Source organism: Luedemannella helvata (assembly GCF_039528415.1).
GTDB classification, from domain to species: Bacteria; Actinomycetota; Actinomycetes; order Mycobacteriales; family Micromonosporaceae; genus Luedemannella; species Luedemannella helvata.
Genome location: NZ_BAAALS010000005.1, coordinates 101,298 through 124,239, shown reverse-complemented (window position 1 = coordinate 124,239; position 22,942 = coordinate 101,298). Strand labels below are relative to the sequence as shown.

Here is a 22,942-nt window from a genome sequence, read left to right as displayed (position 1 = left end):
GGGACCGCTGTGAAGGGACGCGTCGGCGATGGTGTACTGGTTGCTGAAGTACATCTTTCTCGGCCCCTGGCTGTGGCTGCTGTTCCGGCCGCACGTCGAGGGACGGGAGAACGTTCCGCGGACCGGTGCGGCGATCATCGCGAGCAACCACCTGGCGTTCGTGGACTCGATCTTCATGCCGCTGGTCATCCGGCGGAAAGTTACATTTGTCGCCAAGGCTGAGTACTTCACGGGCACGGGCCTCAAAGGGTTCCTCACCCGGATGTTCTTCGTCGGCGCCGGCTGCATCCCGGTGGACCGCTCCGGCGGCCAGGCCGCCCAGGCCGCCATGGACACGGGCCTGCGGGTGCTGCGCGCGGGGCACCTGTTCGGCATCTACCCGGAGGGCACCCGCTCGCCCGACGGCCGCCTCTACCGGGGCAAGACCGGAGTGGCCCGGCTGGCCCTGGAGGCCGGCGTCCCGGTCGTCCCGGTCGCCATGCTCAACGCCGACGAACTGCAGCCGCCCGGCCGCAAGATCCCGCGGCTGATCCGTCCCCGCATCCGCTTCGGGACGCCGCTGGACTTCTCCCGGTACGCCGGCACGGCGGGCGACCGGTTCGTCGAGCGCGCCGTCACGGACGAGATCATGTACGAGCTGATGACCCTGTCGGGCCGTGAGTACGTCGACGTGTACGCCCAGACCGTCAAGGCCGCAGCCCGTTGACCGCGCGGAAGCTCGCCAGCTCCGTGCGGGTTTCCCCGTCGGCGCCGGCCGACACGGCCGCCCGCAGGGCGAGCGCCCGGTCGGTGACGCTGCGCAGGTCGCCGTAGCGGCGGGCGGCGTTGAGGTGGTGGCGCACGGCCGTGGGACCGTCGCTGGCCAGCGCGCCGGCCAGGCTGGCCAGCGCCGCCCGCGACCACGGGGTGTGCCGGGGCACCTGCAGGATGAGCCCGCGCACCAGTTGCGCGCCCTGGGCGCCGAGCAGGGTGGCCGCGTGCGCGGCGGCGGGCAGCCACTGCCGGCTGGCCAGCACGCGCGGCCCCCGCCACGCGTCGGCCAGCTCCGTCAGCGCGTCGAGCGCCTCCGTCCGGTGCCCGAGAGCGCCCCACGCCAGGGCGGCGTGCGCCAGGGCGGGCCACACCCGCCGCCATGAGCGGCTGGCCCGCGCCACGGCGACCGCCTGGGCCGCGTCGTCGGCCGCCCGCGCCTCGCCGCGCAGGGCCAGCACGGCCGCCCGCGCCGCCGCCAGCCGGGCCGCCCGGCCCATTTCGGCCCGCGCCAGCGGCGAATCCGGCAGGTACGCGTCCGTGGCCGCGAGGAAGCGCGGCCAGTCGCCGGCGGACAGTGCCTGCCACGCGGCCTCGCCGAGCGAGCCGACCGGACCGAGCAGCTGCGCCGCCCGGTCGATCTCGCCCTCCTCCCACCAGGCCAGCGCGACACTGCGGGTGGCCCGTCGCAGGCTCGGCACCTGATGCGTACGGCAGAACTCCATGGCCTCGACGAGGTGGGCCAGGCCACCCTGGGTGCCCGCCTGGTAGTGGCACATGCCGATCGTGATGGAGGCGTTGGCGCGCACCTCCACGAGCCCCTGCTCGTCGGCGATCTCCAGAGCCATGCCGGCGGCGGCCAGTGCCGGCACGTGCTCGTAGTTGAGCATGTGCAGCCGGGCCACCTCGGCCAGCGCGTGGGCCTTCTCCGGGCTGTTGGGGGCCGCGTCGAACAGTTCCACGGCCCGGTCCAGGTGCCGCAGCGCGGCGGCCCGGTCGCCGCTCAGCCAGGCGGCCTGGCCGAGCAGCGTCCACGCCCGCGCCGCGCCCGTGTGTTCGCCCACCCGGTAGAGCCGGTCGGCCAGCTCGTGCAGCCGCTCCGGGCCGGGCCCGTCGACGAAGGTCACCTCCTCGGCGTGGAAGGCCAGTTCGGTGCGCAGCAGCTCGACGGACAGCCGGTCGCTCTCGGCCGTACCCGAGTCGACGAGCTGCTCCGCGCGGGCCAGGTCCGCGGCGGCCGCGTCGAACGCGTTCACCGTGACCGCGCGGCGGGCGGCGTGGCGCAGTGCGGCCAGCGCGGACACCGCGTAGGGGGCGGTCGGCTGGCCCAGCTCGGCGGCGGTGCGGTAGGCCGTGTACCGGTGGTGCGCCACCAGCTCGGCCAGTTCGGTGCCGCGCGGGTCCGCGTGCGCGTCGAGCCAGTCGGCCGTGCGGGTGTGCCGGGCGACCCGCTCGGCGCGGGGCAGCCGCTCGTAGCAGACCTCGCCGACGAGGGAGTGGCGGAAGCGGTACTCCACCTCGCCGGCCATCCGGGAGGTCGGCTCCTCGCGCACCAGGTCGCGCTGGGCCAGCCCGCGCAGCGCCCGCTCGACGCCGTCGACGCTCGCGCCCAGCGCGGCGGCCACCGCGCCCGGCCAGAACCGGGTGCCCACCACGGCGGCGGCCTGCAGCGCCGTGCGGTCGGCCGGTTCCAGGAGGTCGATGCGGTTGGCGATGACCGCGTGCACGCTGTCGGGCATGGGCAGCCCGGCGCCCGTGTCCATCACCCAGCTGGAGTCGGCCTGCCGCAGGGTGCCCCGCTCGATGAGCATCCGCACGTACTCCTGGGCGTAGAGCGGCATCCCGTCCGCCAGCTCGACCAGGGGGCGCAGGAGGGCGGCCGGGAACGCGGCGGCGCCCAGCATCTGGCTGTACAGGCGGGCGATCGACTCGTCGCGCAGCGGGGTCAGCGACAGCGAGATCATGCCGGGCAGGGCGCCCGACCAGCCGGGGGCGCGGTCGAGCAGCTCCGGCCGGGCGGTGCAGATCATGAGCAGGGGCACGTCGCGCACGCTCGCCCCGAGCAGCTCGATGAAGCGCAGCATGCGCTCGTCGGCCCAGTGCACGTCCTCGAAGACGAGCACCGTGGGGCCGGCTGCGGCGAGGGCCAGCAGGAACTGCCGCCACGCCGACTCAGCGTCCTCCGTGGACAGGGGGGAGCCGGGCAGGCCCAGCAGTGGGCGCAGCGCGTCGGAGAGCCGGTCGCACTCGCCGGGCTCCACGAGGTCGCGCAGCGCGGCGTCCAGCCGGCCCCGGGCCACCTCGGGCGGGTCGGTGTCGAGGATCCCGGCCTGCGCCCGGACGATGTCGGCCAGGGCGGCGTACCCGACGTTCTCGCCGAACGGCGGACAGCGGCCCTTGCGCCAGCAGATCGTGCGGCCGGGGGACTGGTCGGCGTGCCGGTAGAGCTCGCGTACCAGCCGGCTCTTGCCGATGCCGGCGCGGCCCAGCACGGTCACCATGCGTGGCGTGCGCTCGGTGACGACGTGGTGCAGCGCGGTGGTGAGCACGCTCAGCTCGTGATCGCGGCCCACCATCTCGGTCGTGTCCGTGGCCGGGTCGAGCTGCTGCTGCACGGGGCCCAGCGCCACCCACACCTCGGTCGGCGCGGAGCGACCGCGCAGCGTGCGGGCCTCCTGCGCGGAGTAGCGGATGTCCGTGCGGCTCGCCGCGTGGGTGACGCCGCAGACGAGGACGCCGCCGACGGGGGCCTCGCCCTGCAGCCGGGCCGCCGTGTTGACGACGTCACCGGCCACAATGGCCTGACCGCCGTCGTGGGCGACCGCCACGTCAACGAGCGCGTCGCCGGTCGCGATGCCCACCCGGTACTGCCAGGCGTTGGTCTCGTCGCTCGCGGCCAGGTCGCGTTGCAGGTGCAGGCCGGCCCGGACGCAGCGCACGGCGTCGGTCTCGGTCGCCACCGGCGCGCCGAAGAGCACCATCGCGGCGTCGCCGATGAACTTCTCCACCACCCCGCCGTACTGGCGCACGGTACGCCGGACGGTGTCGAAGAACGCGGTCTGGATGCGCCGGACGGTCTCCGGGTCGGTGTGCTCGGCCAGCGCTGTCGAACCGACCGCGTCGATGAACAGCACGCTCACCCGGCGGCGTTCCTCGGCGGCCGGCGGCGGCGCGCCGGCCTCGCGCAGCGGGCTGCCGCAGCCGGTGCAGAACGCGATGTCGATGGTGTGGGCCTTGCCGCAGCGTTCGCAGACGAGCAGGAGGGCACTGCCGCACCAGCCGCAGAACCGGTCCTCCGGCCCTGCCGCCCGGCCGCATTTCGCGCAGGCCGCCGAGGGCATGGCGCGGGTCAGCGTTCCGTCATGCCGGCCCTGCGCCGTAGCGAGGCGAGATCGGTGACGACGATGCGCCGCCCCTCGGTGCGCAGCCAGCCTCGGTTGGCGAACGAGCCGATGGCCTGGTTGACACTCTGCCGCGATCCGCCGGCCATCTCGGCGAGCTGGCTCTGGTTGAGTTCGATGGTGACCATGGGGGCGGGCGCGTCGCCGGCGAGGCGCACGAGGGTCTTGGCCACCCGTCCCGGCAGGTCGAGGAAGACGTGGTCGGCGTTCTGCTCGGTCAGGCGCCGGATCAGCCCGCCGAGCGAGCGCATCACGGCGTCGAGCAGGCGCGGGCTGGCGTGCACGAGCTCGATGAACGCCGGGCGGGACAGGGCCAGCGCCTGGCAGTCCTCGATCGCCTCGGCCGACGCCGAGCGGGCCGCGCCGTCGAGCAGCGAGACCTCGCCGAGCACGTCCGGCGGGCGCACGACGGTGAGCACGGCGCGCTCGCCCGTGGGTGCGGTGCGGAAGACCGCGACCGCGCCGCGGCGCAGCACGATGAGGGACTCGCCCGGGTCGCCCTCGACGAACAGGAGCTGACCCTTGCGGTAGGTGCGGGGCACGGCGGCAGCCAAGACCCGCGCGCGGGCCTCGGGCTCGAGCCCGGCGAACATGTCAACGCCGGTCAGCGCGTCGCCGGCGTCGCTCGGGCGGCCGTCCACGGTCACATTCCTCCCCATATGGCTCGCGACATCGCGTGACACACGGTCGTAACCTGTGTCGTCGCGGCGCCGCGACAAGCCCCCCGATCATCGCGTGCGCGTCGCGCTCTGTACACCCCTCCACCCACAACGGTGAGCGTAGGGTTCGGCACGACAGGTTAGTACGCTGCCATGACCTTCGCCTATTCGGAGTACGCGCTGTTCACCCACTGACGCAGAGTCGTGACCCTGCGGCACCCCTTACGCGGCGTTAATGCGCAGGTGGTCGAGGACGAGCGGGTCGATGGCGCCGGGCACCATCCGCTCCTCCAAGTTCACCACGCCGGCCCAGTCGGCGAGTGCGATGTCGATTTCGCCCGGATAGCCCAGTTTGGCCAGGATTGTGCGTACTTCGTCGGCCAGTGCGCCGTCGAGCGGCAGCAGCGTGGCCGGGTCCGGCCTGTCGAAGTAGAGGGCGTGCAGGTCGAGCAGGCGGCCCAACTCGGCGACCGGGTCCGGGTGGTCGTCCACGCGCAGATCCACGACGACGTCGCTCGTCCCGCCGTACCCCTGGCCCTTCGCCACGACGAGCAGCGCGGCGCTCTGCCGGCCCCGCCGGTCGCCACCGGCCCGGTCGCCGGCCGCGAGCGCGGCGAGCAGCCGGCGGGCCAGCTTGACCTCGTCGGTCGAGGCGAGCCACGTCCGCTCCATCTCCGCGACGACCTCCGGGCCGGTCAGGATGTTGCCCTGGATCGCGTAGCCGTCGCCCGCCGTGCCCCCGGCCCACGGGTGGCACTCGTCGCCGGTGAAGGTCGCCCCGTCCCCCGCGGCGCCCACCACGCCGAGCTGCCGGGCGGCGCGGCCCTCGTCGGCGGCCGTCAGGCCCGCGACGGTCCCGGCCGCGGACACCCCGGTACGCAGCAACGCCAGTCCCTGCGGCCGATACGCCAGGTTCGCGTACGACTGGGTGGCAACCGCCCCGATCTGCGCCTCGGCGGCCGGCACGGCCGCGCCCACGGCGAGGAACCTGCTGGCCACGGCCACGCCGAGCGACTGCCCGTCGGTCGAGCGCCCCACGATCGAGAAGGTCATGGCCGCACAGGGTAGCTGGCCGGGCAGAATGGTGCCCGATGACCTACCGCTACTTCTACGACTGCGAATTCATCGAGGACGGCCGGACCATCGACCTGGTGTCGATCGGCGTCGTCGACGAGTACGGGCGTGAGTACTACGCCGTGTCGACCGAGTTCGACGACCGCAACGCGGTCCCCTGGGTACGTCGGCACGTGCTCGACCAGCTGCCCTCGCCGGCCGACCCGGCCTGGCGGTCGCGGGCGCGCATCCGCGACGACCTGGAGGAGTTCCTCCTGGAGCCGGTCCGGGACCGTCCGCACGACAAGATCGAACTGTGGGCCTGGTACGCGGCGTACGACCACGTGGCCCTGGCCCAGCTCTGGGGCGCCATGCCGGCCCTGCCGCGGGAGATCCCCCGGTTCACCAAGGACCTGCGCCAGCTCTGGGACGACCGGGGCCGGCCCCCGCTGCCGGCCGCGTCGGCGGCCCGTCACGACGCGCTCGTGGACGCCCGCCACAATCTGGCCCGGTGGCGGGTGCTGACCGGCTGACCCCGCCCCGGGGTGCCGGTTTCATATGTGTTACCTGAACCGGATACAGTGCGCGGTGCGGCCCGCCCCGGGCTGGCAACGGTGCCGACGGTCTCCTCGACTCGGGCCCAGGGGCACGTACTGGGAACCCAATAATTTGGAGGACGAGCTAGTCATGCGTATCGGAGTGCTGACCGGTGGCGGCGACTGCCCCGGCCTGAACGCGGTGATCCGCGCGGTGGTTCGCAAGGGCGTCGACACCTACGGCCACGAGTTCGTCGGCTTCCGCGACGGCTGGCGCGGGCCCCTCGAGGGCAACACGATGACCCTCGGCATCAAGGAGGTCCGTGGCATCCTGCCGCGTGGCGGCACGATCCTCGGTTCCTCCCGGACGAACCCCTTCAAGATCGAGGGTGGCGTCGAGAAGATCAAGAACAACCTCACCGAGCTGGGCGTGGACGCCCTCGTGGCCATCGGCGGCGAGGACACCCTCGGCGTCGCCACGAAGCTCGACGAGCTGGGCGTCAAGGTCGTCGGCGTGCCGAAGACGATCGACAACGACCTCGGCGCGACCGACTACACCTTCGGCTTCGACACCGCCGTGAACATCGCGATGGAGGCCATCGACCGGCTGCACACCACGGCCGAGTCCCACCACCGCACCCTCGTGGTCGAGGTCATGGGCCGCCACGCCGGCTGGATCGCCCTGCACGCCGGCATCGCCGGTGGCGCCAACGTGATCCTGCTGCCGGAGAAGCAGTTCGACGTCGAGCAGGTCGCCGCCTACGTCGAGAAGCGCTTCCAGCACCAGTACGCCCCCATCGTGGTCGTCGCCGAGGGCGCGCAGCCGCTCGACGGCCAGATGGTCCTGCACAACCAGGAGCTCGACGCCTTCGGTCACGTCCGCCTCGGCGGCATCGGCCAGTGGCTCGCCGAGCAGCTGGAGGCCAAGACCGGCAAGGAGGCCCGCACGGTCGTGCTCGGCCACATCCAGCGCGGCGGCACCCCCACGGCGGCGGACCGGGTGCTCGCCACCCGCTTCGGCCTGCAGGCGATCGACGCCATCCACGAGGGCGACTTCGGCAAGATGATGGCGCTGCGCGGCACCGACATCGTCCGCGTCCCGCTGATCGAGGGCACCCGGGAGCTCAAGACCGTCCCGGTCGAGCGCTACACCGAGGTCGAGACCTTCTTCGGCAGCTGATCCGCGCGATCCTGGGGCCGGTCGGCGGTGCCGGCCGGCTCCAGGATCTCCTGAGGGGGGCGTCATGCACACCATCGCCGTCATGGGGGCCGGCAAGATCGGTGAGGCGGTCATCAGCGGGCTGCTGCGCAGCGGCTGGCCGGTCGACCGGCTGGTGGCCACCGAGCGCTGGCAGGAGCGCGCCGACGAGCTGACCGCGCGCTACGGCATCCGCATGCTGAGCAACGCCGCGGCGGTCGAGGCGGCGGACGTCATCCTCATCTCGGTGAAGCCGCAGGACGCCGGCATCCTCATGGCCGAGATCGGCCCGATCATGCCGACCGGCAAGCTCGTCGTCACCCTCTGCGCCGGCCTGCCCATCAGCTTCTTCGAGAAGTTCCTCCCCACGGGCACTCCGGTCGTGCGGGTCATGACCAACACCCCCGCCGTCGTGGAGCAGGCCATGACGGCGATCTCCGCCGGCCCGCACGCCACGGGGGAGCACCTGGCCATCGCCGAGGAGATGTTCGCCCCGCTCGGCCGCACCATCCGGCTGCCCGAGTCGCAGCAGGACGCCGTCACGGCCCTGTCCGGCTCCGGCCCCGCGTACTTCTTCTTCCTCGTCGAGGCGATGACCGACGCGGGTATCCTGCTCGGCCTGCCCCGCCAGGTGGCGCACGACCTCATCGTGCAGACCGCCATCGGGTCGGCGGTCATGCTGCGCGACTCCGGCGAGCATCCCGTCAAGCTCCGCGAGGCCGTGACCTCCCCCGCGGGGACCACGATCTCCGCGATCCGCGAGCTGGAGAACCATGGGGTACGCGCCGCGCTGCTCGCCGCCCTGGAGGCCGCCCGCGACCGCGCCCGGGAGATCGCCGACCAGAGCACGTGAGCATTTCTTTCATTCACGCGCTCACATCTTCCGCCCGCTGAACCCTCCGTCGTACCGTCATTACGACGGGTAACGACTCGCTGACGGAGGCGGGACATGAGGCGACTCGCGGTGGCGTTCGGCGTGGTGTTCGCGGTGCTGCTGGTCGCGTCGCCGGCCTCGGCGTTCGCGCACAACAGGGTGCACAACGTGCCGCTGCACATGCTCCTCGATGTGCTCACCCTGACCGTCGTCAGCGCCCCGGTCTGGACCGCCTACCTGTGGGGCGGCCGCCGCAACCGGGGCCTGCTCGTCGCGTTGATCGCCGTGATCCAGCTGCCCGTGGGCCTGGTCGGGTTCGTCCCGCTGGTCGACCCGACCCTGCACGCGGTCGCGCTCGTCGCGGCGCTCCTGGTGACCGCCGGGTCTCTCGTGTACGTGCGCCGGACGCCCGCCGCGCCCGCGCCGGCCGCCGCCCGCGTGACCGACCCGGGCTAGCAAAGGCTCGGTCGCGTGGTCCGCAAGGGGCCGGGGAAGGCGCGACCGTTGGGGGAAGATGGCCGCCGGCCGCCGCAGAGGCGGTCGGCGGCGTTGACTCAGGGCACCGGATCTTGGCATCGAAAGCCGGCCATGACCGGCGAAGCATGCCAAGATCCATAAAGTCGGTTGGCGGCGGTGGGTCAGCGGGCGTGGGGCGCCGGGGCCAGGGGGAGCCAGGTGCCGGACGCGGCGCGCAGCGCGGGAGGGTCCGCCGGTGTCGCGGCGCGGACTCTCGGGCAGCCGGGCAGCGCCTCGCCCCACTTACCGTCGGGTTGCCGGACGCGGTGGGCCCGGCAGTGGGGCTCATTGACGTACCCCCAGGCTTGCAGGACCTCGGCGCCCGCGAACCGGTAGACGCCGACGCTGCGCTCGCCCTCGGGTGCCGTGCGGCGGTAGAAGGCGGCCGACAGGCCGGCCATGGGTACGCCGTCGACGCACGCCTGCTCGGCCACGCGGTGCAGCCGGTACTCGGTGAGGTCGGGCACGTCCACGGGTGATCAACGACGCACCCGGGTTTGCGGAACGCCCGCCCGGGTGAACGTGTTCCCACGAAGGCATGAGCTGCCACGAATCCGGGTGAAAATGGTTCGCGGCAGGTCAGGGACCTCTTACCGTGGAAGAGACGACGCCGAGGAGGCCGCCATGACCACCCCCCAGGAAACCGCGCGGACTTCGAGCTTCGACGGCAGCGGTGGGCTGCTCCTGACGATCCTCGCCATGGTGCTGCTGGGGTCGGCCGCGCTCGTACTCTTGGCGCCCTGATCGTAGGATCTCATTATTTGGACAGCGCGTTGACGTGGCCATAAGTGGCCGGAGAAGATCGTCGCGTGCGGTGGTTGGTCCGTTTTTTGACTGCTCGTCTTGATGTCGACCTCGGTCGGCATGCGAGCGCGCTCTGTCGTGGGTGATCGGTAAGTATCCAAAAGGCCTATCCAACAGATAGGTATTACCGAAAACACCTACCGACGGAGACCGGAGACCTTCCCGCCATGATCACAACTCGTACGCGCCTTGCTGACCTCGCCCGCCGGTACGCGGCCGGGCCGCTCGACCTCCGCTTCGACGCCGGGCGCCGGTGGTACGCCCGGCTGGGCGCCGGCCCGGACCACGAGGCGTGGGTGCTGACCTGGCTGCCCGGCCAGGAGACCGACCTGCACGACCACGGCGGCTCGGCGGGAGCCTTCCTCGTCGTCACCGGCGTGCTCACCGAGTCGCTCGTGAGCCGCGGCGCCCTCGCGGACACGCCGATGAGCGCGGGGACCGTGCGGGAGTTCGGCGCGCACCACGTGCACCGGGTGGCCAACCGGGGCACGGTGCCGGCGGTCAGCGTGCACGTCTACGCCCCGGCGCTCACGGCGATGACCCGCTACCGTCTGGCCGGCGGCGAACTGCTGGTGGAGTCGATGGCCCAGGCGGGGGTGGACTGGTGAGCGAGCGGACGGTCAGCTCAGTGGCCCCACGCGGGCGGTCCATCGACGAGATCCTGGCGGACGCGCGGTCCCGGCTGGACCGGATCGGCCCGGCGGAGGCCGCCGCGGCGGCCGCGGACGGGGCCGTGCTGGTCGACATCCGGCCGGCGGCGCAGCGGCGCGCGCACGGGGAGATCCCCGGCTCGCTGATCATCGAGCGCAACGTGCTGGAGTGGCGCTTCGACCCGCGCAGCGACGCCCGGCTGCCGATCGCCTCCTTCGACCTGCGGGTCGTGGTGCTGTGCCAGGAGGGGTACACGTCCTCGCTGGCGGCCGCCTCGCTGCGGGATCTGGGCCTGCACCGGGCCACGGACCTGGCCGGCGGGTACGTCGCGTGGCAGGCCGCCGGCCTGCCCACACGACCCGGCGGCGAGGTCATTCCATAGGCCGAGACCGGCGCCCGCGACTGATCCGCCGACCACCCTGGCACGTAATGTGTTCGACATGAGCCGTGAGTGGCACCAGTTCCGGAACCCGGCCGGCGGGCAGGTCGTCGAGATCGGCCGGCCGACCGTGGACGCGGCCGAGGCCGACCGCCTCGGCCTGGACGCGTGGCGGAGCCTGCCGCGCGCGCAGACCCCGCCGTGGCCGGACCAGTCGGTCGTGGACGAGGTCTGCGGCGTGCTGAACACCGTCCCGTCGGTCGTCGCGCCGTACGAGGTCGACCAGCTGCGCGAGCGCCTGGCCGAGGTGTGCGAGGGCCGGGCGTTCCTGCTGCAGGGCGGCGACTGCGCCGAGACGTTCGCCGACAACACCGAGAGCCACCTGCTCGCCAACGCGCGCACGCTGCTGCAGATGGCCGTGGTGCTCACCTACGGCGCGAGCCTGCCCGTGGTGAAGGTGGCCCGGGTCGCGGGCCAGTTCACGAAGCCGCGCTCGCAGGCCACGGACTCCCTCGGCCTGCCGGCCTACCGGGGCGACATGATCAATTCGCTGGAGGCGACGCCCGAGGCGCGCATCGCCGACCCGCAGCGCATGATCAGGGCGTACGCGAACTCGGCGGCGGCGATGAACATGCTCCGGGCGTACCTCGGCGGCGGCATGGCCGACCTGCACGCCGTGCACGACTGGAACCGTGACTTCGTGCGCACCTCCAAGTTCGGCGAGCGCTACGAGGCGATCGCCCGCGAGATCGACCGGGCGCTGGCCTTCATCCGCGCCTGCGGCCTCACCGACGACGAAGCCCTGCGTACGGTCACCCTCTACTGCTCCCACGAGGCGCTGGCCCTGGAGTACGACCGGGCGCTCACCCGCGTCGCCGGCGACCGGGCGTACGGGCTGTCCGGGCACTTCCTCTGGGTCGGCGAGCGCACCAAGCAGCTCGACGGCGCGCACATCGACTTCATCTCCCGCGTCGCCAACCCGATCGGCGTGAAGCTCGGCCCGGGCACCGCCCCGGAGACCGCCATCGAGCTGTGCGAGAAGCTCAATCCCGACAACGTGCCGGGTCGCCTGACGTTGATCTCCCGGATGGGCAACCTCAAGGTCCGCGACGTGCTGCCCACCATCGTGGAGAAGGTCACCGCGGCCGGCGCCAAGGTCGTGTGGCAGTGCGACCCGATGCACGGCAACACGCACGAGTCGTCGAACGGGTACAAGACCCGCCACTTCGACCGCATCGTCGACGAGGTGCTCGGCTACTTCGAGGTGCACCGCCAGCTCGGTACCCACCCGGGCGGCCTGCATGTCGAGCTGACCGGCGAGGACGTCACCGAGTGCCTCGGCGGCGCCCAGGCGATCGAGGAAGCCGACCTGGCCGGCCGCTACGAGACCGCCTGCGACCCGCGGCTCAACACCCAGCAGTCGCTGGAACTCGCGTTCCTCGTGGCGGAGATGCTCCGGGGATGATCGATCTCCGCAGTGACACGGTCACCCGTCCCACCGAGGGCATGCGCGCGGCCATGGCCGCGGCCGAGGTCGGCGACGACGTCTACGCCGAGGACCCCACGGTCAACGCCCTACAGGGCCGCGTCGCGGAGCTGTTCGGCCACGAGGCCGCCCTGTTCTGCCCGACGGGCTCGATGGCCAACCAGATCGCCCTGCAACTGCTCGTACCGCCGGGCGAGGAGCTGCTCTGCGACGCCGACGCGCACGTCGTCACGTACGAGATCGGCGCCGCCGCCGCGATCGGCGGCATCTCGACGCGCACCTGGTCGCCCGTCGGCGCGGACATCGACCCGGACGCCGTGGCCGCCATGGTGCGCCCCGCCGGCTTCCACGCGGTGCCCACCCGGGCCATCGCCGTCGAGCAGACCCACAACCGGGGCGGCGGCGCCATCATCGACCTCGAGGTCCTCAAGCGGCTGCGCGGCGTCGCGGACGACGCCGGCGTCGGCCTGCACTGCGACGGGGCCCGGATCTGGCACGCGCACGTCGCCACGGGCGTCCCCTTCACGGAGTACGGGCGGCTGTTCGACACCGTGTCCGTGTGCCTGTCGAAGGGCCTGGGCGCCCCGATCGGTTCCCTGGTGCTCTCCACCGCCGACAACATCGCCCGGGCCCGCGTGCTGCGCAAGCGGATGGGCGGCGGCATGCGCCAGGTCGGCGTCCTGGCGGCGGCCGGCCGCTACGCCCTGGACAACCACATCGCCCGGCTCGCCGACGACCACGCGCGCGCCCGGCGGCTGGCGGAGGCGCTGGCCCCGACCGGCGTCGTCGACGCGGCCCGGGTGGTCACCAACATCATTCCGCTGGACCTGAGCCGCGCTCCGTTGGACGCCCCGGCGTTCGGCGCGGCGGCCCGGGCCGAGGGCATCCTGGTGTCCGTGCTGGGGCCGCGCACCGCCCGGCTGCTCACCCACCTCGACGTCGACGACGCCGCGGTCGACCGGGCCGCCGAGGTGCTCCCGCGCCTGCTCGCCTGATGGTCTACTCCGCGGGTTGATCCGGGCCCATGTCCGAGGTGGTGGTAGCGCTGCTCCCTCGTGGTCGCATGGACGTTGTGTGGACATTTTGTGGAATCGCTGTGGAACTCATGATGCAACGCGGTCCCGGCACCACGCGCCTCGACTAGATGCCCTTGCGGACCTTCACGGTCGTACCGTCGCGGTAGGTGTTCGCGCGCATGGTCGGGGTCGACGTGGGCGGGGCGATGACGGCGCAGTTGTCCACGCGGGACGGGCCGAAGACGTTGTTCTCGATCGTCATGCCGGTGATCGGGCCCTTGCCCTTCTCCGACAGGTTGATCGAGCACCCGCCGCCGGAGATGCGGTTGCCCGAAATCCGGATGTTGGACGAGCGCGCGTAGTTCTGCGTCACCATGATCGCCGCGTTGAACGACCCTTCGATGGTGTTGTTGCGGATGAGGATGTTCGTGCCGCCCTCGATCTGGATGTTGTCGTCGTGGCTCTTGCCGTCGGGCTGGTTGGGGTCCGGGTCGAAGTGCGTGTTGCCGTGCAGCCAGGAGTCCTCGATGGTGGCGTTGTCGCCGAAGATCATCGCGGTGTCGACCACCTGGGAGATGTCGAGCCGGCGGGCGGTGAAGTTGCGGCCCTGCAGGCCGTTCAGGTATGGCGACGGGTGGTCCGCGCGCAGGGTCGTGTCCTCGATGAGCAGGTTGCGGTGGTCGCCGTACGCGGAGATGAGCGCGCTGTTGGTCGTACCCGGGTCGGTGCCGCGCACCCGGGAGTTGCGGATCGTCACGTTGCTGGCCCGCACGCTCACGAAGCCGTAGATGTCCAGGCCGTCGACGACCGTGCCGTCCTTGGTGATGGCGAGGTTGCCGTTGTGGCGCTTGAGCGTGAGGCCCGCCGGCACGCCGACGCCGGTGCGCCGGGACGTCGCGGGCCGGGTGGTCTTCGCGACCGTCGGGGTGGGCTTCGCCGACGGTGAGGCCGACGGGGTGGCCGACGGCGAAGCACCGGCGCTCGCGCCGGCGGAGCCGTTGACGACCGGCAGGCCGACGGTCGGCGCGGTCGCGCCGTCCGTCGCGGTGGGCGGGTGGGCCGAACCGTTGGCCGTCACGATCACGACCGCCGCGGCCGCCGCGATGGTCGCGCCGATGGCCGCGAGGACCGCTGGCCGACTGACCCATGTGGACATGCGCGGCAGCATAGCGCCGACCCGGAAAGGCGGGCGTGCCCGCGTGCGCGGTGTGGCAGGCTGGGACATCGTGACCGGGCAATGGGACGAACTCGCGGCGACCGTGCGGACCAGGGTCGACGGGCTGGTCGCCTCGGGCGACGAGGCCGGCGTGCAGGTGGCGGCCTACCTCGACGGCGAGCCGATCATCGATGTGGTGGCCGGGGTGGCCGACGCCCGCACCGGGCGGCCCATGACCGCCGATACCCCCATCTTCAGCCTCTCCACGGGCAAGGGCCTCACCGCGACCGTCGTGCACGTGCTCGCCGAACGCGGGCACCTGGACTACGACCTGCGGATCGCCGACGTCTGGCCCGAGTACGCGCGGCACGGCAAGGACGCCACCACGCTGCGGCACGCGCTCACCCACGCGGCGGGAGTCCCGGCGCTGCCCGCCGACATCCGGGCCGAGGACTTCGCCGACTGGGACCGGATGTGCGCGCTCATCGCGGACGCGCGGCCGGAGTGGCCGCCGGGGACGGCCCACGGCTACCACGCGTGGACGTTCGGGTGGCTCGTCGGGGAGACCGTGCGGCGGGCCACCGGGCGTACCGTGTCCGAGGTGCTGGCGACCGAGATCGCGGCGCCCCTGGGCGTACCCGGTGAATTGTTCTTCGGGGTTCCCGACGATCAGCTGGACCGGCTCGCGCACCTGGACGACCGGAACTGGTCGGCGGCTTTTGAGACGCTCGCCGGGCACCTGCCGAACCTCGACCGGGTGGCGCCGCCGGGCGTGCGGCCCGACGCGACGATCGGCAACCGGCGCGACGTGCTGCGCGCGGACGTGCCGGCCGTCGGCACCATGACCGCGCGGGCGGCGGCGCGATTGTTCGCCGCGCTGGTGGGGCGGGTCGGCGGGGTCCGGCTCATATCGCCGGCGCGGCTGCGCGCGGCGACGGCCCCGGCCACGAGCGGGCCGGACTGGGTGTTCGGGCAGCCCGTGTCGATGGGGCTGGGCTACGCGATCGACGGGGGCGGGGCATGGTTCGGGGCGTCCGGCAGCGGCGGCAGCCTCGCCTACGGCTTCCCGGAGCTGGGGCTGTCGGTCGCGGCGACCAGGAACCGGTTGGCCTTCGACGCGGACGACGACCCGATGGAGGACCTGCGGGCCCTCATCCAGGACAGCGTCAGTCGGCGTCGGGGTGCTTGGTGACGTTCTGGAGGTAGAGCTTCTCGCCGAGGCTCTCGATGAGGCCGAGCTGGGTCTCCAGGTAGTCCACGTGGGTCTCCTCGTCGGCCAGGATGGACTCGAAGATGTTCGCGGACGTCACGTCGCCGATGGAGCGCATGTACTCGATGCCCCGGCGCAGCCGGTCGACGGCCTCGACCTCGATCTTCATGTCGCACTCGAACATCTCCTTGACGGTCTCGCCGATGCGCAGCGCGAACAGCTTCTGATAGTTCGGCAGGCCGTCGAGGAACAGGATCCGGTCGGTGAGGATCTCGGCGTGGCGCATCTCGTCGATGGACTCGTGCCGGGTGTAGGCGGCCAGCGTCGTGTAGCCGAGGTTCTCCTGCATCTTGGCGTGCAGGAAGTACTGGTTGATCGCGGTGAGTTCCGCGGTGAGCTGCTCGTTCAGGAACTCGATGACACGCGCGTCGCCCTGCATGGCGCTGACCCCCTCTGTACCAAAGCGGGGATCAGCTTATGCCCGATTTATCGCTTTTATGCGCTAATAACCGCGAGCGTGTTCACCGACTCCTCGTCGATGAGGTCGCAGATCCGGTCGAGGCACATGCCGCACCCCGTGCCGGCGCGGCACGCGTCGCCCACCGACTCCTCGGTGCGGGCGCCGCAGCGGATCGCGGAGCGCACCTCGCACTCGCGGACCCGCTCGCAGATGCAGACGTACATGGCTCTCCGATGCAGGCTGGTTAGGCAAACCTCAGTTAGGGTGACCTAAAAGGCCTGGTCAGAGCAAGTGATGTGACGACGGTCACTACTTTTATCGGACGGTCGACGCGTTCGCGTCCGAAACGGCGCGCAGGCGCGCCAACGTCGCGATGTCCGCGGCATGCCCGGCGTGACCGGTGGTCGGCGTCTCCACGATCACGGGTACGCCCGCCACGGCGGGATGCGCGAGCAACTCGGCGAACCCCGTCTCGCCGATCGTGCCGGAGCCGACCGTCTCGTGCCGGTCGCGGGTGGAGCCGCACGCGTCCTTCGAGTCGTTCGCGTGCACAAGCGCCAGCCGCCCGGCGCCGACGGTCTCCACCAGCGAGTCCAGCGTGCGGGTCATGCCGCCGGGGGAGTGCAGGTCGTGGCCGGCCGCCCACGCGTGGCAGGTGTCGAAGCAGACGCCGAGCGCCGGATGCCCGCCCACCGCGTCGAGATAGTCGGCCAGGTCGGTCACCTTGGACGCCAGGGACCGCCCGCCGCCGGCGCTCGGCTCGACGAGCAGGCGTGGCCCGCCGCGCTCGGCCGTCTCGTCGAGCAGCGGCAGCAGCACGTCGCGCACCTGGCGCAGGGCCGTCGCGGCGTACCCGTCCGTGACCGCGCTGCCCGCGTGGAACACCACGCCGCGCGCGCCGATCGCGGCGCCCCGGCGCAGCGCGTGCGCGAGCGTCTCGGCCGACCGGGTCACCGTCTGCGGCGTCGGCGAGCCCAGGTTGACCAGTAGCGACGCGTGAATGTAGGCCGGGATCCCCCGTTCGGCGCAGCCGGCGAGGAACAGCTCGTCCTGCTCCGGGTCGCCGTCGGGCAGCGCCCAGCCGCGCGAGTTGGAGACGTACACCTGCACGGCGCCCGCGCCCGCCCCGTCCACGTACGGCAGGCCCTTGCGGGCGAGCCCGCCGCCCACGGACGCGTGAGCGCCGAGGAGCTTCGCGCGCGCGGGCGTGTCCGTCAGAACAGCCGGCACTGGATAACGACCTCCTGGCCCATCTGCACGGGCTGGCCGGGGGCCGGTTGCTGGCCGCGCACGTTGCCGTTCTCGCCGAAGAAGCCCTCGGTCTGCACCTGCACGCGCAGGTTCTGCCGCTCCAGCTCACGCTTGGCGTCGCCGCAGTTCCAGTTGTTGACGTCCGGCATCGGGAAGCCGGGCGGGCCGTTGCTGATCTTCAGGTTGACCTTCGCGCCCTTGACCACGCCGGCGCCCTGGGCCGGGTCCTGTTCGAGCACCTCGTCACGCGGGCGGCTCTGGTTGTCGACGTACTCCACCTTGCCGACGACCAGGCCCTCGGCCTCCAGGATGGCGCGCGCCTCGTTGATGTTCTTGCCCACCACCGTGGGCACGTGCATCGGATAGTCGCCCTTGCTGACGTACACCTTGACGGTCGCGCCCGGCGGCAACTGCGTGCCGACGGCCGGGTCCGTGCTGATGATGTATCCCTTGGGCAGGGTGTCGGAATAGTCGTTGATCTGCTGGACCTTGAAGTGCTCCTTGAGCGACTCCAGGCCCACGCTGGCCAGCTGGCCAGCGATCTCCGGCACGGGGTAGAGCTCCGGGCCGAGCGAGAGGTTCACCGTGATCTCCCCGCCGCGCACCAGGCGGCCGCCGGGCGCCGGGTTCTGCTGCATGACGGTGTCCTTGGGCACGGTGTCGCTGAAGATGCCCGACCCGACCTTCATCCCGAAGCCCAGCCGCTTGGCCTCGGCGGCCGCGTTGGCCTGCGTCAGGTTGAGCAGCGACGGCGCGTCCGTGTAGCGGCCGATGCCGACCCAGTAGCCGCTGATGAGCACGACGACGCCGATCGCGACGGCGGCGGCGAGCAGCTTGCGGCGGTTGCGCTCGGTCGCCGTGAGGCGGGCCACGCGGGCCCGCAGGTTGTCCATGAGCGGCGGCCTGCCGCCCCTGCCCCCGGCCGGCGCGGCGCGCGGCATCGTTCTCGTGGGCGGGGCTGCGCCCCCGGGCAGCCGGGCCCAGTTGGGCCGCTGGTCGACCGCGGCAATCTCCATCGTGGGCTGGGCGAAGACATGGGCGACGAAGGTCTGCGTGCCGAGGTCCTCGCGGGCCGCGCTCACCTCGGCGAGCATGGCGCCGGCGTCCATTGGGCGCCCGCCCGGGTCGCGTCGGGTGGCGCGGGCGACCAGCTCGTCCACCAGCGGGGGCAGGCCCGCGACCAGTTTCGAGGGCGCGGGCACGTCCCGGTCCACGTGCTGCCACGCGACGTCGACGGGCCGCTCGCCGTCGTAGGGCACCCGGCCGGTGAGCATCTCGAACAGCACGATCCCGGCCGAGTAGACGTCCGCGCGCGAGTCGACGTGGCTGCCGGTGACCAGCTCGGGCGCCACGTAGGCGACCGTGGCCATGAGCTGGCCGTGCTGGTCCTCGGCGGACGCCTCGACGGCGCGCGCGAGGCCGAAGTCGGCCACCTTGACGACCGCGTCGACGAGGTTTCCCGAGCCGTTGGGCGGGGCGGCGACCAGGACGTTCTCGGGCTTGACGTCGCGGTGCACGAGGCCGGCGCGGTGCGCGATCGAGATCGCGGCGAGCATCTGCTCCAGCACGGCCAGCGCCTCGGCCGGCTCGAGCCGGCGCCGCTCGGCGAGGATCTCGCGCAACGTCCGGCCGCGTACGTACTCCATCACCAGGTACGGCATGCCGTCGTGGATGCCCTGGTCATAGACGGCGACCACGTTCGGGTGGGTCAGCCGGGCGATCGTCTTCGCCTCGTCGGCGAAGCGGGCCAGGAACCGGTTGTCCCGCGCGTACGTGGGGTGAATGATCTTGATGGCGACCGTGCGCTCGAGCCGTTCATCCGTGGCGTGGTACACGGTCGCCATGCCGCCACGGGCCACGCGACCGCGAATGCGGTAGCGCCCGTCCAGCAGCGCCCCGTTGAGGGGATCGGCGACCATCGTGTCCATCGTGTGGGCAGTCTAGTGGGGAACCGCCGTGATCAGCTGCAGGCCGTCGCCCGGCGGCGTCGACGACCGCCACGAAGGGGCGGTCGAGCTGCGGAAACCCGCTGACGGAGGGGTCGGAACGACCGTCCTCGTCGGCTGCGGACCGCCCTCGAGCCGGGGGCGCCGGCCGTCGTCCTCGCAGGTCGGGCACGGCGCGTCCGTCGAGGTGGGCGCGGCCGTGGTGCGGTCGGGGCCGGTCGGCTGCGCCGAGCTGGTCGGTGCGCCCGGCGTGGTGGGCGACGCCGCCCGGGACGCGCCCCGCGTCGTGGCGGGCGGCGGGGCGATCGGCCCCACGGGGGTCGTCATCGGGGCGTCGAGCGTGACGGTGGCCGCGGCCGAGGTGTGCGGGGCGAGCGGGCTGGCCGTCATGGTGGCCGACCGTGACGGCTCGACCGCGCCGGCGGGCGCGGCCGCCGAGGGCGGATCCTCGGCCAGGGACAGCTCCGCGGGATCGTCCGCGCGGGTGGCCGCGAGGCTGATCGCGGCGATGAACGTGCCGACCGCGCCGCTCGTCACGAGCAGGCAGACTCCGATGATCGCGGTGCGCCGCCCGGGCACCCGCTCGTACGCGCCGGTGTCCGCGTCCAGCGCCGGCCGGCCGGGGCGTACGGCGGGCTGGGGGGCGTGGCGGCCGGGGCGCCGGGACGCGTGACTGCCGCGGCGGCGCGCGCTGTATACGCTCACAGCGTGCCTTTCGTGTGGGGGTGTGGTTTTTCGCGTCCGAGATGGTGTGCGTAGCCCGTTTCATGGCAGGCTGTCAGGGTGAGCGATTCCCATCCCGGCACGCGCCTGCGAGAGACGCCGCCGACGGTCGAGGACCTGCCCGAAGAGCCTTCCAGCTGGCTCGATCTGCCCGACGTGGCACAGCGACTCGACGTCCCGATCACCAAGGTCCACCAGATGATCCGCGACGGTGCGCTCATCGCGGTGCGCCGCGGCGGCGTCCTGCGGATCCCTGCGGAACTGGTGGCCGGGCACAACGTCCTCAAACACCTCCCGGGAGTGCTGACCCTGCTGCACGACGCTGGGTACAACGACGCCGAAGCGTTGCGGTGGCTCTACACGCCGGATTCCAGCCTTCAGGGCACCCCGGCGGTGGCCCTTTCGGGCGACCGCGCCCGTGAGGTCAAGCGCCGCGCGCAAGCCCTCGGTTTCTGACGAGCCGCCACGCCGCGACGCCGAGGGCGACGGTGACCAGCACCGCCCCCGGTAACTTCGTGCGCGCGGCGAGGCCCGCGCCGTTGGGCAGGACGAGGAACGCGAGTGCCGTCGCCGCGCCCGCGAGCCAGGTCCGACCGCGGGCATCCACCGTGGAGACAGCCAGCAGCGCCAGTGCGGGCAGGGCGTACCAGGGGTAGAACACCGGCCCGAGCAGCGCCAGCGCCGCGAAGGCGAGCCCCGCGCCGCGCACGGCCGCGCACCGCGCCGACCCGGCCGGCGCGCGCCACGCGCGCCACCACACCGTGGCGACGAACGCGGCGAGCGCGACCAGCGCGAGCAGCCGCACGACCGCCAGTGCCACGCCGCCGCCCGGCAGCCCGAGGGCGCGCAGCGCGTACCCGATGGTCATCCCGACGGCCGACGGCGGTGACGTCCACTGCGTGAGGTCGCCCGTACGCCCCAGCGCGGACAGGAAACCGAACCCGCTGCCGGCCGCCACGCTCAGCGCCGCGAAGGCGCCCGCCGCGCCGGCCGTCACCGTCCCCGCCGCGCCGGCGAGCCGACCCACGGACGCGGGGCGGCTCGCCGCGAGGAGCGCCAGCACCGCGAACGGCAACGCCAGCACCGCGGTCACCTTCACCGCGGCGGCGGCGCCCAGCAGAACCCCAGCGAGTACGCCCGGCAGCAGCGCGCCGCCCGGGCGCCGGGCGGGCGCCCGAGGGGAGGCGACCGCCACGCCGAGCGCGGCCACGATGAGACCGGTCAGCAGCGCGTCGTGGTGCGCGCCGCTCACCACGTGCAGCAGGACGAGCGGGGTGGCCAGGCCCAGCCACGCGGCCCGGCCCACGGGCACGCCGCACGCGCGCGCGAGCCGACCGCCGAAGACGACCCCGAGCACCACGCCGAGCAGCGCGGCGACGCGCAAGACGCCGACCGCCACGGCCAGCCGGTCGCCGGCCAGGGCGGTGGCCGCGTGCGAGACCAGCCCGGCCAACGGCCCGTACGGGCTGGGCGCGTCGCGCCAGATCGGCGGCACGGAGTCGAGCCACGGGCACGGCAGGACGGCCGGTCCGGTCGTCGTCGGGTCCAGCCCGGCGGCGGCGCTGGCCCCCTGACACGCGTACGCGTACACGTCACGGCTGGCCAGCGGCGTGGTCGCCAGCAACGGCACGGCCCACAGCGCGGCCGTGACCAGCAGCCATCGCGTCGGCGGCAGCGCAGGCAGGCGGTCGACCCGCCACCAGGCGAGGGCGAGGACGGCGAGGCCGGCCACGGCGGCGAGCAGCCAGGGCAGGTCGGCCGCGGCGGGCAGCCCGTCGAGGTCCGCCGCGCCGGGTCGCGCGCCGATCCGGGTCGCGGCCAGCGCCAGCAGCGCGGACCCGGCCAGCCCCGCGTAGCGCGCGTAGCCCGGGAGGCCGGGGCGGCGCTCGCCGGTCATCCTCCCGGGGGCGGGCATCTGCGGATCATGCCATATCGGACGCCGCGCCGCCTTGCTCGGCCGTACCGTCCCGGTAAGGATGCAACAGTCTGGGGCCGGGGGAGGCGGAGCTAGGGGGACGCGGTGGCCGGCGGATGGCGAGTGGGCGGACGCTGGTGGGTCGGCGCCGCCGTGGCGGCGGTGGCTCTGATCGGCATCATGCTGTTCCGCGGGGGCGGCGGTCCGGTCATCAACGGCGAGAGCCCCTCGGTGACCATGCCGACCACGACGGGCACGCCCCGGTCGAGCCTGCCCACGGTCGAGGAGCAGGAACTGCCGCCCGAGGCCCGCGAGACGATCGACCTGATCGACAGCGGCGGGCCGTACCCGCACCGCGAGGACGGCACCACCTTCCGCAACTACGAGCGTCGCCTGCCGGAGCAGGGCGAGGGGTACTACCGGGAGTTCACGGTCGGGTCCTCGGAGGAGCCCGGCCGCGGCCCGCGCCGCATCGTGGCCGGACGGGCCGGCGATCTCTACTACACCGAGGACCACTACCGGACGTTCCGTCAGGTCCTGCGGTGACCGGACTGTCCGCGGCGCAGCTGCTGTCGGGTGCCGCGCCGCCGGTGCACCGGGGCGCCCTGGTGCCGTCAGCCGACGTCATGGCGGCCGAGGTGGGCGCGGCCGGCTGGACGGTGCGCCGGCTGCCGGAGGCCGGCGTCCGCGACGGTGTGGCCTTTCTCGCCGCCTGCGGGCGCGCGTTGGACTTCCCCCACTGGTACGGGCAGAACTGGGACGCCCTGGGCGACTGCCTCGTGGACCTGTCCTGGCTGCCGGGCCCGGGCACGGCCCTGCTCTGGACGGACTCGGCCGCCCTCGCCGAGGCCGACCCGGCGGCGTGGCGCACGGCCCTGGACGTGTTCGCGTCGTCGGCGATCACCCGGGCGGGCCTGGGCCGCGCGCCCCTGCACCTGCTCGTCCCGCCGTAGGGACC

The 22,942-nt window shown here is 73.1% G+C and carries 24 protein-coding genes; 13 read left to right on the top strand and 11 right to left on the bottom strand.

Features of this window, described 5'->3' with window-relative positions; all coding sequences use genetic code 11:
- The first annotated feature begins 28 nt into the window (after positions 1-28).
- On the top strand, positions 29-706 hold the full coding sequence (locus ABD191_RS06955; RefSeq protein WP_344078099.1) for a lysophospholipid acyltransferase family protein: 678 nt from the start codon (positions 29-31) through the stop codon (positions 704-706).
- On the opposite strand, the gene ABD191_RS06950 is transcribed toward ABD191_RS06955, so the two are convergent.
- The 3 genes from ABD191_RS06950 to ABD191_RS06940 all read right to left on the bottom strand — a co-directional run bounded on the left by ABD191_RS06950 (position 687) and on the right by ABD191_RS06940 (position 5,863).
- Positions 687-4,091 carry an ATP-binding protein gene (locus tag ABD191_RS06950; RefSeq protein WP_344078097.1) on the bottom strand — a complete coding sequence of 1,135 codons (3,405 nt, stop codon included), beginning with the start codon at positions 4,089-4,091 and terminating at the stop codon, positions 687-689. The two genes, ABD191_RS06955 and ABD191_RS06950, sit on opposite strands and share 20 nt — an antisense overlap.
- A gap of 8 nt (positions 4,092-4,099) precedes the next feature.
- Entirely contained in the window at positions 4,100-4,744 is a 645-nt protein-coding gene (locus ABD191_RS06945) for a Crp/Fnr family transcriptional regulator (RefSeq protein WP_425560676.1), read from the bottom strand.
- A gap of 288 nt (positions 4,745-5,032) precedes the next feature.
- Positions 5,033-5,863: a DUF1028 domain-containing protein gene (locus tag ABD191_RS06940; RefSeq protein WP_344078094.1), complete on the bottom strand. Its 831-nt coding sequence runs from the start codon at positions 5,861-5,863 to the stop codon at positions 5,033-5,035.
- Between the two features lie 38 nt (positions 5,864-5,901).
- Here ABD191_RS06940 and ABD191_RS06935 point away from each other — a divergent pair, with 38 nt between their 5' ends.
- The 4 genes from ABD191_RS06935 (at position 5,902) to ABD191_RS06920 (ending at position 8,927) form a co-directional block, all read left to right on the top strand.
- Positions 5,902-6,396: a polyadenylate-specific 3'-exoribonuclease AS gene (locus ABD191_RS06935; RefSeq protein ID WP_344078092.1), complete on the top strand. Its 495-nt coding sequence runs from the start codon at positions 5,902-5,904 to the stop codon at positions 6,394-6,396.
- Positions 6,397-6,550: 154 nt separating this feature from the next.
- Positions 6,551-7,579 (top strand): 6-phosphofructokinase, encoded by a 1,029-nt coding sequence (locus ABD191_RS06930; protein WP_344078091.1) that lies wholly within the window; start codon positions 6,551-6,553, stop codon positions 7,577-7,579.
- A gap of 64 nt (positions 7,580-7,643) precedes the next feature.
- Positions 7,644-8,450, top strand: a complete 807-nt coding sequence (proC, locus tag ABD191_RS06925; RefSeq protein WP_344078090.1) for a pyrroline-5-carboxylate reductase — start codon at positions 7,644-7,646, stop codon at positions 8,448-8,450.
- A gap of 96 nt (positions 8,451-8,546) precedes the next feature.
- Positions 8,547-8,927, top strand: coding sequence for a hypothetical protein (locus tag ABD191_RS06920; RefSeq protein ID WP_344078088.1), 381 nt, complete (start codon positions 8,547-8,549; stop codon positions 8,925-8,927).
- Between the two features lie 182 nt (positions 8,928-9,109).
- Here the strand turns inward: ABD191_RS06920 and ABD191_RS06915 are convergent, their stop codons facing one another.
- A complete protein-coding gene (locus ABD191_RS06915; protein WP_344078086.1) occupies positions 9,110-9,460 on the bottom strand; it encodes a hypothetical protein in 351 nt (116 codons plus the stop codon).
- 498 nt (positions 9,461-9,958) lie between these two features.
- Between ABD191_RS06915 and ABD191_RS06910 the strand changes: the two genes are divergently transcribed.
- Genes ABD191_RS06910 through ABD191_RS06895 form a run of 4 tightly spaced genes read left to right on the top strand, consistent with a single transcriptional unit; the run spans position 9,959 to position 13,302 of the window.
- Positions 9,959-10,399 carry a cysteine dioxygenase gene (locus tag ABD191_RS06910; protein WP_344078084.1) on the top strand — a complete coding sequence of 147 codons (441 nt, stop codon included), beginning with the start codon at positions 9,959-9,961 and terminating at the stop codon, positions 10,397-10,399.
- Positions 10,396-10,824, top strand: a complete 429-nt coding sequence (locus ABD191_RS06905) for a rhodanese-like domain-containing protein (RefSeq protein WP_344078082.1) — start codon at positions 10,396-10,398, stop codon at positions 10,822-10,824. The genes ABD191_RS06910 and ABD191_RS06905 overlap by 4 nt, the downstream gene beginning before the upstream one ends.
- A gap of 58 nt (positions 10,825-10,882) precedes the next feature.
- On the top strand, positions 10,883-12,286 hold the full coding sequence (locus ABD191_RS06900; RefSeq protein ID WP_344078080.1) for a class II 3-deoxy-7-phosphoheptulonate synthase: 1,404 nt from the start codon (positions 10,883-10,885) through the stop codon (positions 12,284-12,286).
- The gene (locus tag ABD191_RS06895) at positions 12,283-13,302 is read left to right on the top strand and encodes a threonine aldolase family protein (RefSeq protein WP_344078078.1); all 1,020 of its coding nucleotides are present in this window, start codon (positions 12,283-12,285) and stop codon (positions 13,300-13,302) included. Before ABD191_RS06900 ends, ABD191_RS06895 begins: the two co-directional genes overlap by 4 nt.
- Positions 13,303-13,447: 145 nt before the next feature.
- On the opposite strand, the gene ABD191_RS06890 is transcribed toward ABD191_RS06895, so the two are convergent.
- Positions 13,448-14,479, bottom strand: a complete 1,032-nt coding sequence (locus ABD191_RS06890; protein WP_344078076.1) for a right-handed parallel beta-helix repeat-containing protein — start codon at positions 14,477-14,479, stop codon at positions 13,448-13,450.
- A gap of 70 nt (positions 14,480-14,549) precedes the next feature.
- On the opposite strand from ABD191_RS06890, the gene ABD191_RS06885 reads away from it, so the two are divergent.
- Entirely contained in the window at positions 14,550-15,671 is a 1,122-nt protein-coding gene (locus ABD191_RS06885) for a serine hydrolase domain-containing protein (RefSeq protein ID WP_344078074.1), read from the top strand.
- Here the strand turns inward: ABD191_RS06885 and bfr are convergent.
- From bfr to ABD191_RS06860, 5 genes are all read right to left on the bottom strand, one after another.
- Positions 15,646-16,128, bottom strand: a complete 483-nt coding sequence (bfr, locus tag ABD191_RS06880; protein WP_344078072.1) for a bacterioferritin — start codon at positions 16,126-16,128, stop codon at positions 15,646-15,648. The genes ABD191_RS06885 and bfr overlap by 26 nt on opposite strands.
- Before the next feature lie 56 nt (positions 16,129-16,184).
- Positions 16,185-16,373, bottom strand: coding sequence for a (2Fe-2S)-binding protein (locus ABD191_RS06875; RefSeq protein ID WP_344078070.1), 189 nt, complete (start codon positions 16,371-16,373; stop codon positions 16,185-16,187).
- Positions 16,374-16,464: 91 nt separating this feature from the next.
- Positions 16,465-17,379 carry a deoxyribonuclease IV gene (locus ABD191_RS06870; RefSeq protein WP_344078068.1) on the bottom strand — a complete coding sequence of 305 codons (915 nt, stop codon included), beginning with the start codon at positions 17,377-17,379 and terminating at the stop codon, positions 16,465-16,467.
- Positions 17,364-19,328, bottom strand: coding sequence for a Stk1 family PASTA domain-containing Ser/Thr kinase (locus ABD191_RS06865; RefSeq protein WP_344078066.1), 1,965 nt, complete (start codon positions 19,326-19,328; stop codon positions 17,364-17,366). The genes ABD191_RS06870 and ABD191_RS06865 overlap by 16 nt, the downstream gene beginning before the upstream one ends.
- Positions 19,329-19,340: 12 nt before the next feature.
- Entirely contained in the window at positions 19,341-20,051 is a 711-nt protein-coding gene (locus ABD191_RS06860; RefSeq protein WP_344078064.1) for a hypothetical protein, read from the bottom strand.
- A gap of 105 nt (positions 20,052-20,156) precedes the next feature.
- On the opposite strand from ABD191_RS06860, the gene ABD191_RS06855 reads away from it, so the two are divergent.
- Positions 20,157-20,525: an Rv2175c family DNA-binding protein gene (locus tag ABD191_RS06855; RefSeq protein ID WP_344078397.1), complete on the top strand. Its 369-nt coding sequence runs from the start codon at positions 20,157-20,159 to the stop codon at positions 20,523-20,525.
- Here ABD191_RS06855 and mptB read toward each other — a convergent pair.
- Entirely contained in the window at positions 20,494-21,984 is a 1,491-nt protein-coding gene (gene mptB / locus ABD191_RS06850; protein WP_344078061.1) for a polyprenol phosphomannose-dependent alpha 1,6 mannosyltransferase MptB, read from the bottom strand. The genes ABD191_RS06855 and mptB overlap by 32 nt on opposite strands.
- A 123-nt stretch (positions 21,985-22,107) precedes the next feature.
- Here mptB and ABD191_RS06845 point away from each other — a divergent pair, with 123 nt between their 5' ends.
- Positions 22,108-22,530: a guanyl-specific ribonuclease gene (locus ABD191_RS06845; RefSeq protein WP_344078059.1), complete on the top strand. Its 423-nt coding sequence runs from the start codon at positions 22,108-22,110 to the stop codon at positions 22,528-22,530.
- Positions 22,527-22,937: a barstar family protein gene (locus tag ABD191_RS06840; protein WP_344078057.1), complete on the top strand. Its 411-nt coding sequence runs from the start codon at positions 22,527-22,529 to the stop codon at positions 22,935-22,937. Before ABD191_RS06845 ends, ABD191_RS06840 begins: the two co-directional genes overlap by 4 nt.
- Positions 22,938-22,942: the final 5 nt, after the last annotated feature.

Coding starts and splice junctions, on each gene's coding strand:
- ABD191_RS06955 (WP_344078099.1), top strand. CDS start 29: ATGGTGTACTGGTTGCTGAAGTACATCTTTCTCGGCCCCTGGCTGTGG.
- ABD191_RS06950 (WP_344078097.1), bottom strand. CDS start 4,091: ATGCCCTCGGCGGCCTGCGCGAAATGCGGCCGGGCGGCAGGGCCGGAG.
- ABD191_RS06945 (WP_425560676.1), bottom strand. CDS start 4,744: ATGTTCGCCGGGCTCGAGCCCGAGGCCCGCGCGCGGGTCTTGGCTGCC.
- ABD191_RS06940 (WP_344078094.1), bottom strand. CDS start 5,863: ATGACCTTCTCGATCGTGGGGCGCTCGACCGACGGGCAGTCGCTCGGC.
- ABD191_RS06935 (WP_344078092.1), top strand. CDS start 5,902: ATGACCTACCGCTACTTCTACGACTGCGAATTCATCGAGGACGGCCGG.
- ABD191_RS06930 (WP_344078091.1), top strand. CDS start 6,551: ATGCGTATCGGAGTGCTGACCGGTGGCGGCGACTGCCCCGGCCTGAAC.
- proC (WP_344078090.1), top strand. CDS start 7,644: ATGCACACCATCGCCGTCATGGGGGCCGGCAAGATCGGTGAGGCGGTC.
- ABD191_RS06920 (WP_344078088.1), top strand. CDS start 8,547: ATGAGGCGACTCGCGGTGGCGTTCGGCGTGGTGTTCGCGGTGCTGCTG.
- ABD191_RS06910 (WP_344078084.1), top strand. CDS start 9,959: ATGATCACAACTCGTACGCGCCTTGCTGACCTCGCCCGCCGGTACGCG.
- ABD191_RS06900 (WP_344078080.1), top strand. CDS start 10,883: ATGAGCCGTGAGTGGCACCAGTTCCGGAACCCGGCCGGCGGGCAGGTC.
- ABD191_RS06895 (WP_344078078.1), top strand. CDS start 12,283: ATGATCGATCTCCGCAGTGACACGGTCACCCGTCCCACCGAGGGCATG.
- ABD191_RS06890 (WP_344078076.1), bottom strand. CDS start 14,479: ATGTCCACATGGGTCAGTCGGCCAGCGGTCCTCGCGGCCATCGGCGCG.
- bfr (WP_344078072.1), bottom strand. CDS start 16,128: ATGCAGGGCGACGCGCGTGTCATCGAGTTCCTGAACGAGCAGCTCACC.
- ABD191_RS06875 (WP_344078070.1), bottom strand. CDS start 16,373: ATGTACGTCTGCATCTGCGAGCGGGTCCGCGAGTGCGAGGTGCGCTCC.
- ABD191_RS06865 (WP_344078066.1), bottom strand. CDS start 19,328: ATGGACACGATGGTCGCCGATCCCCTCAACGGGGCGCTGCTGGACGGG.
- mptB (WP_344078061.1), bottom strand. CDS start 21,984: ATGCCCGCCCCCGGGAGGATGACCGGCGAGCGCCGCCCCGGCCTCCCG.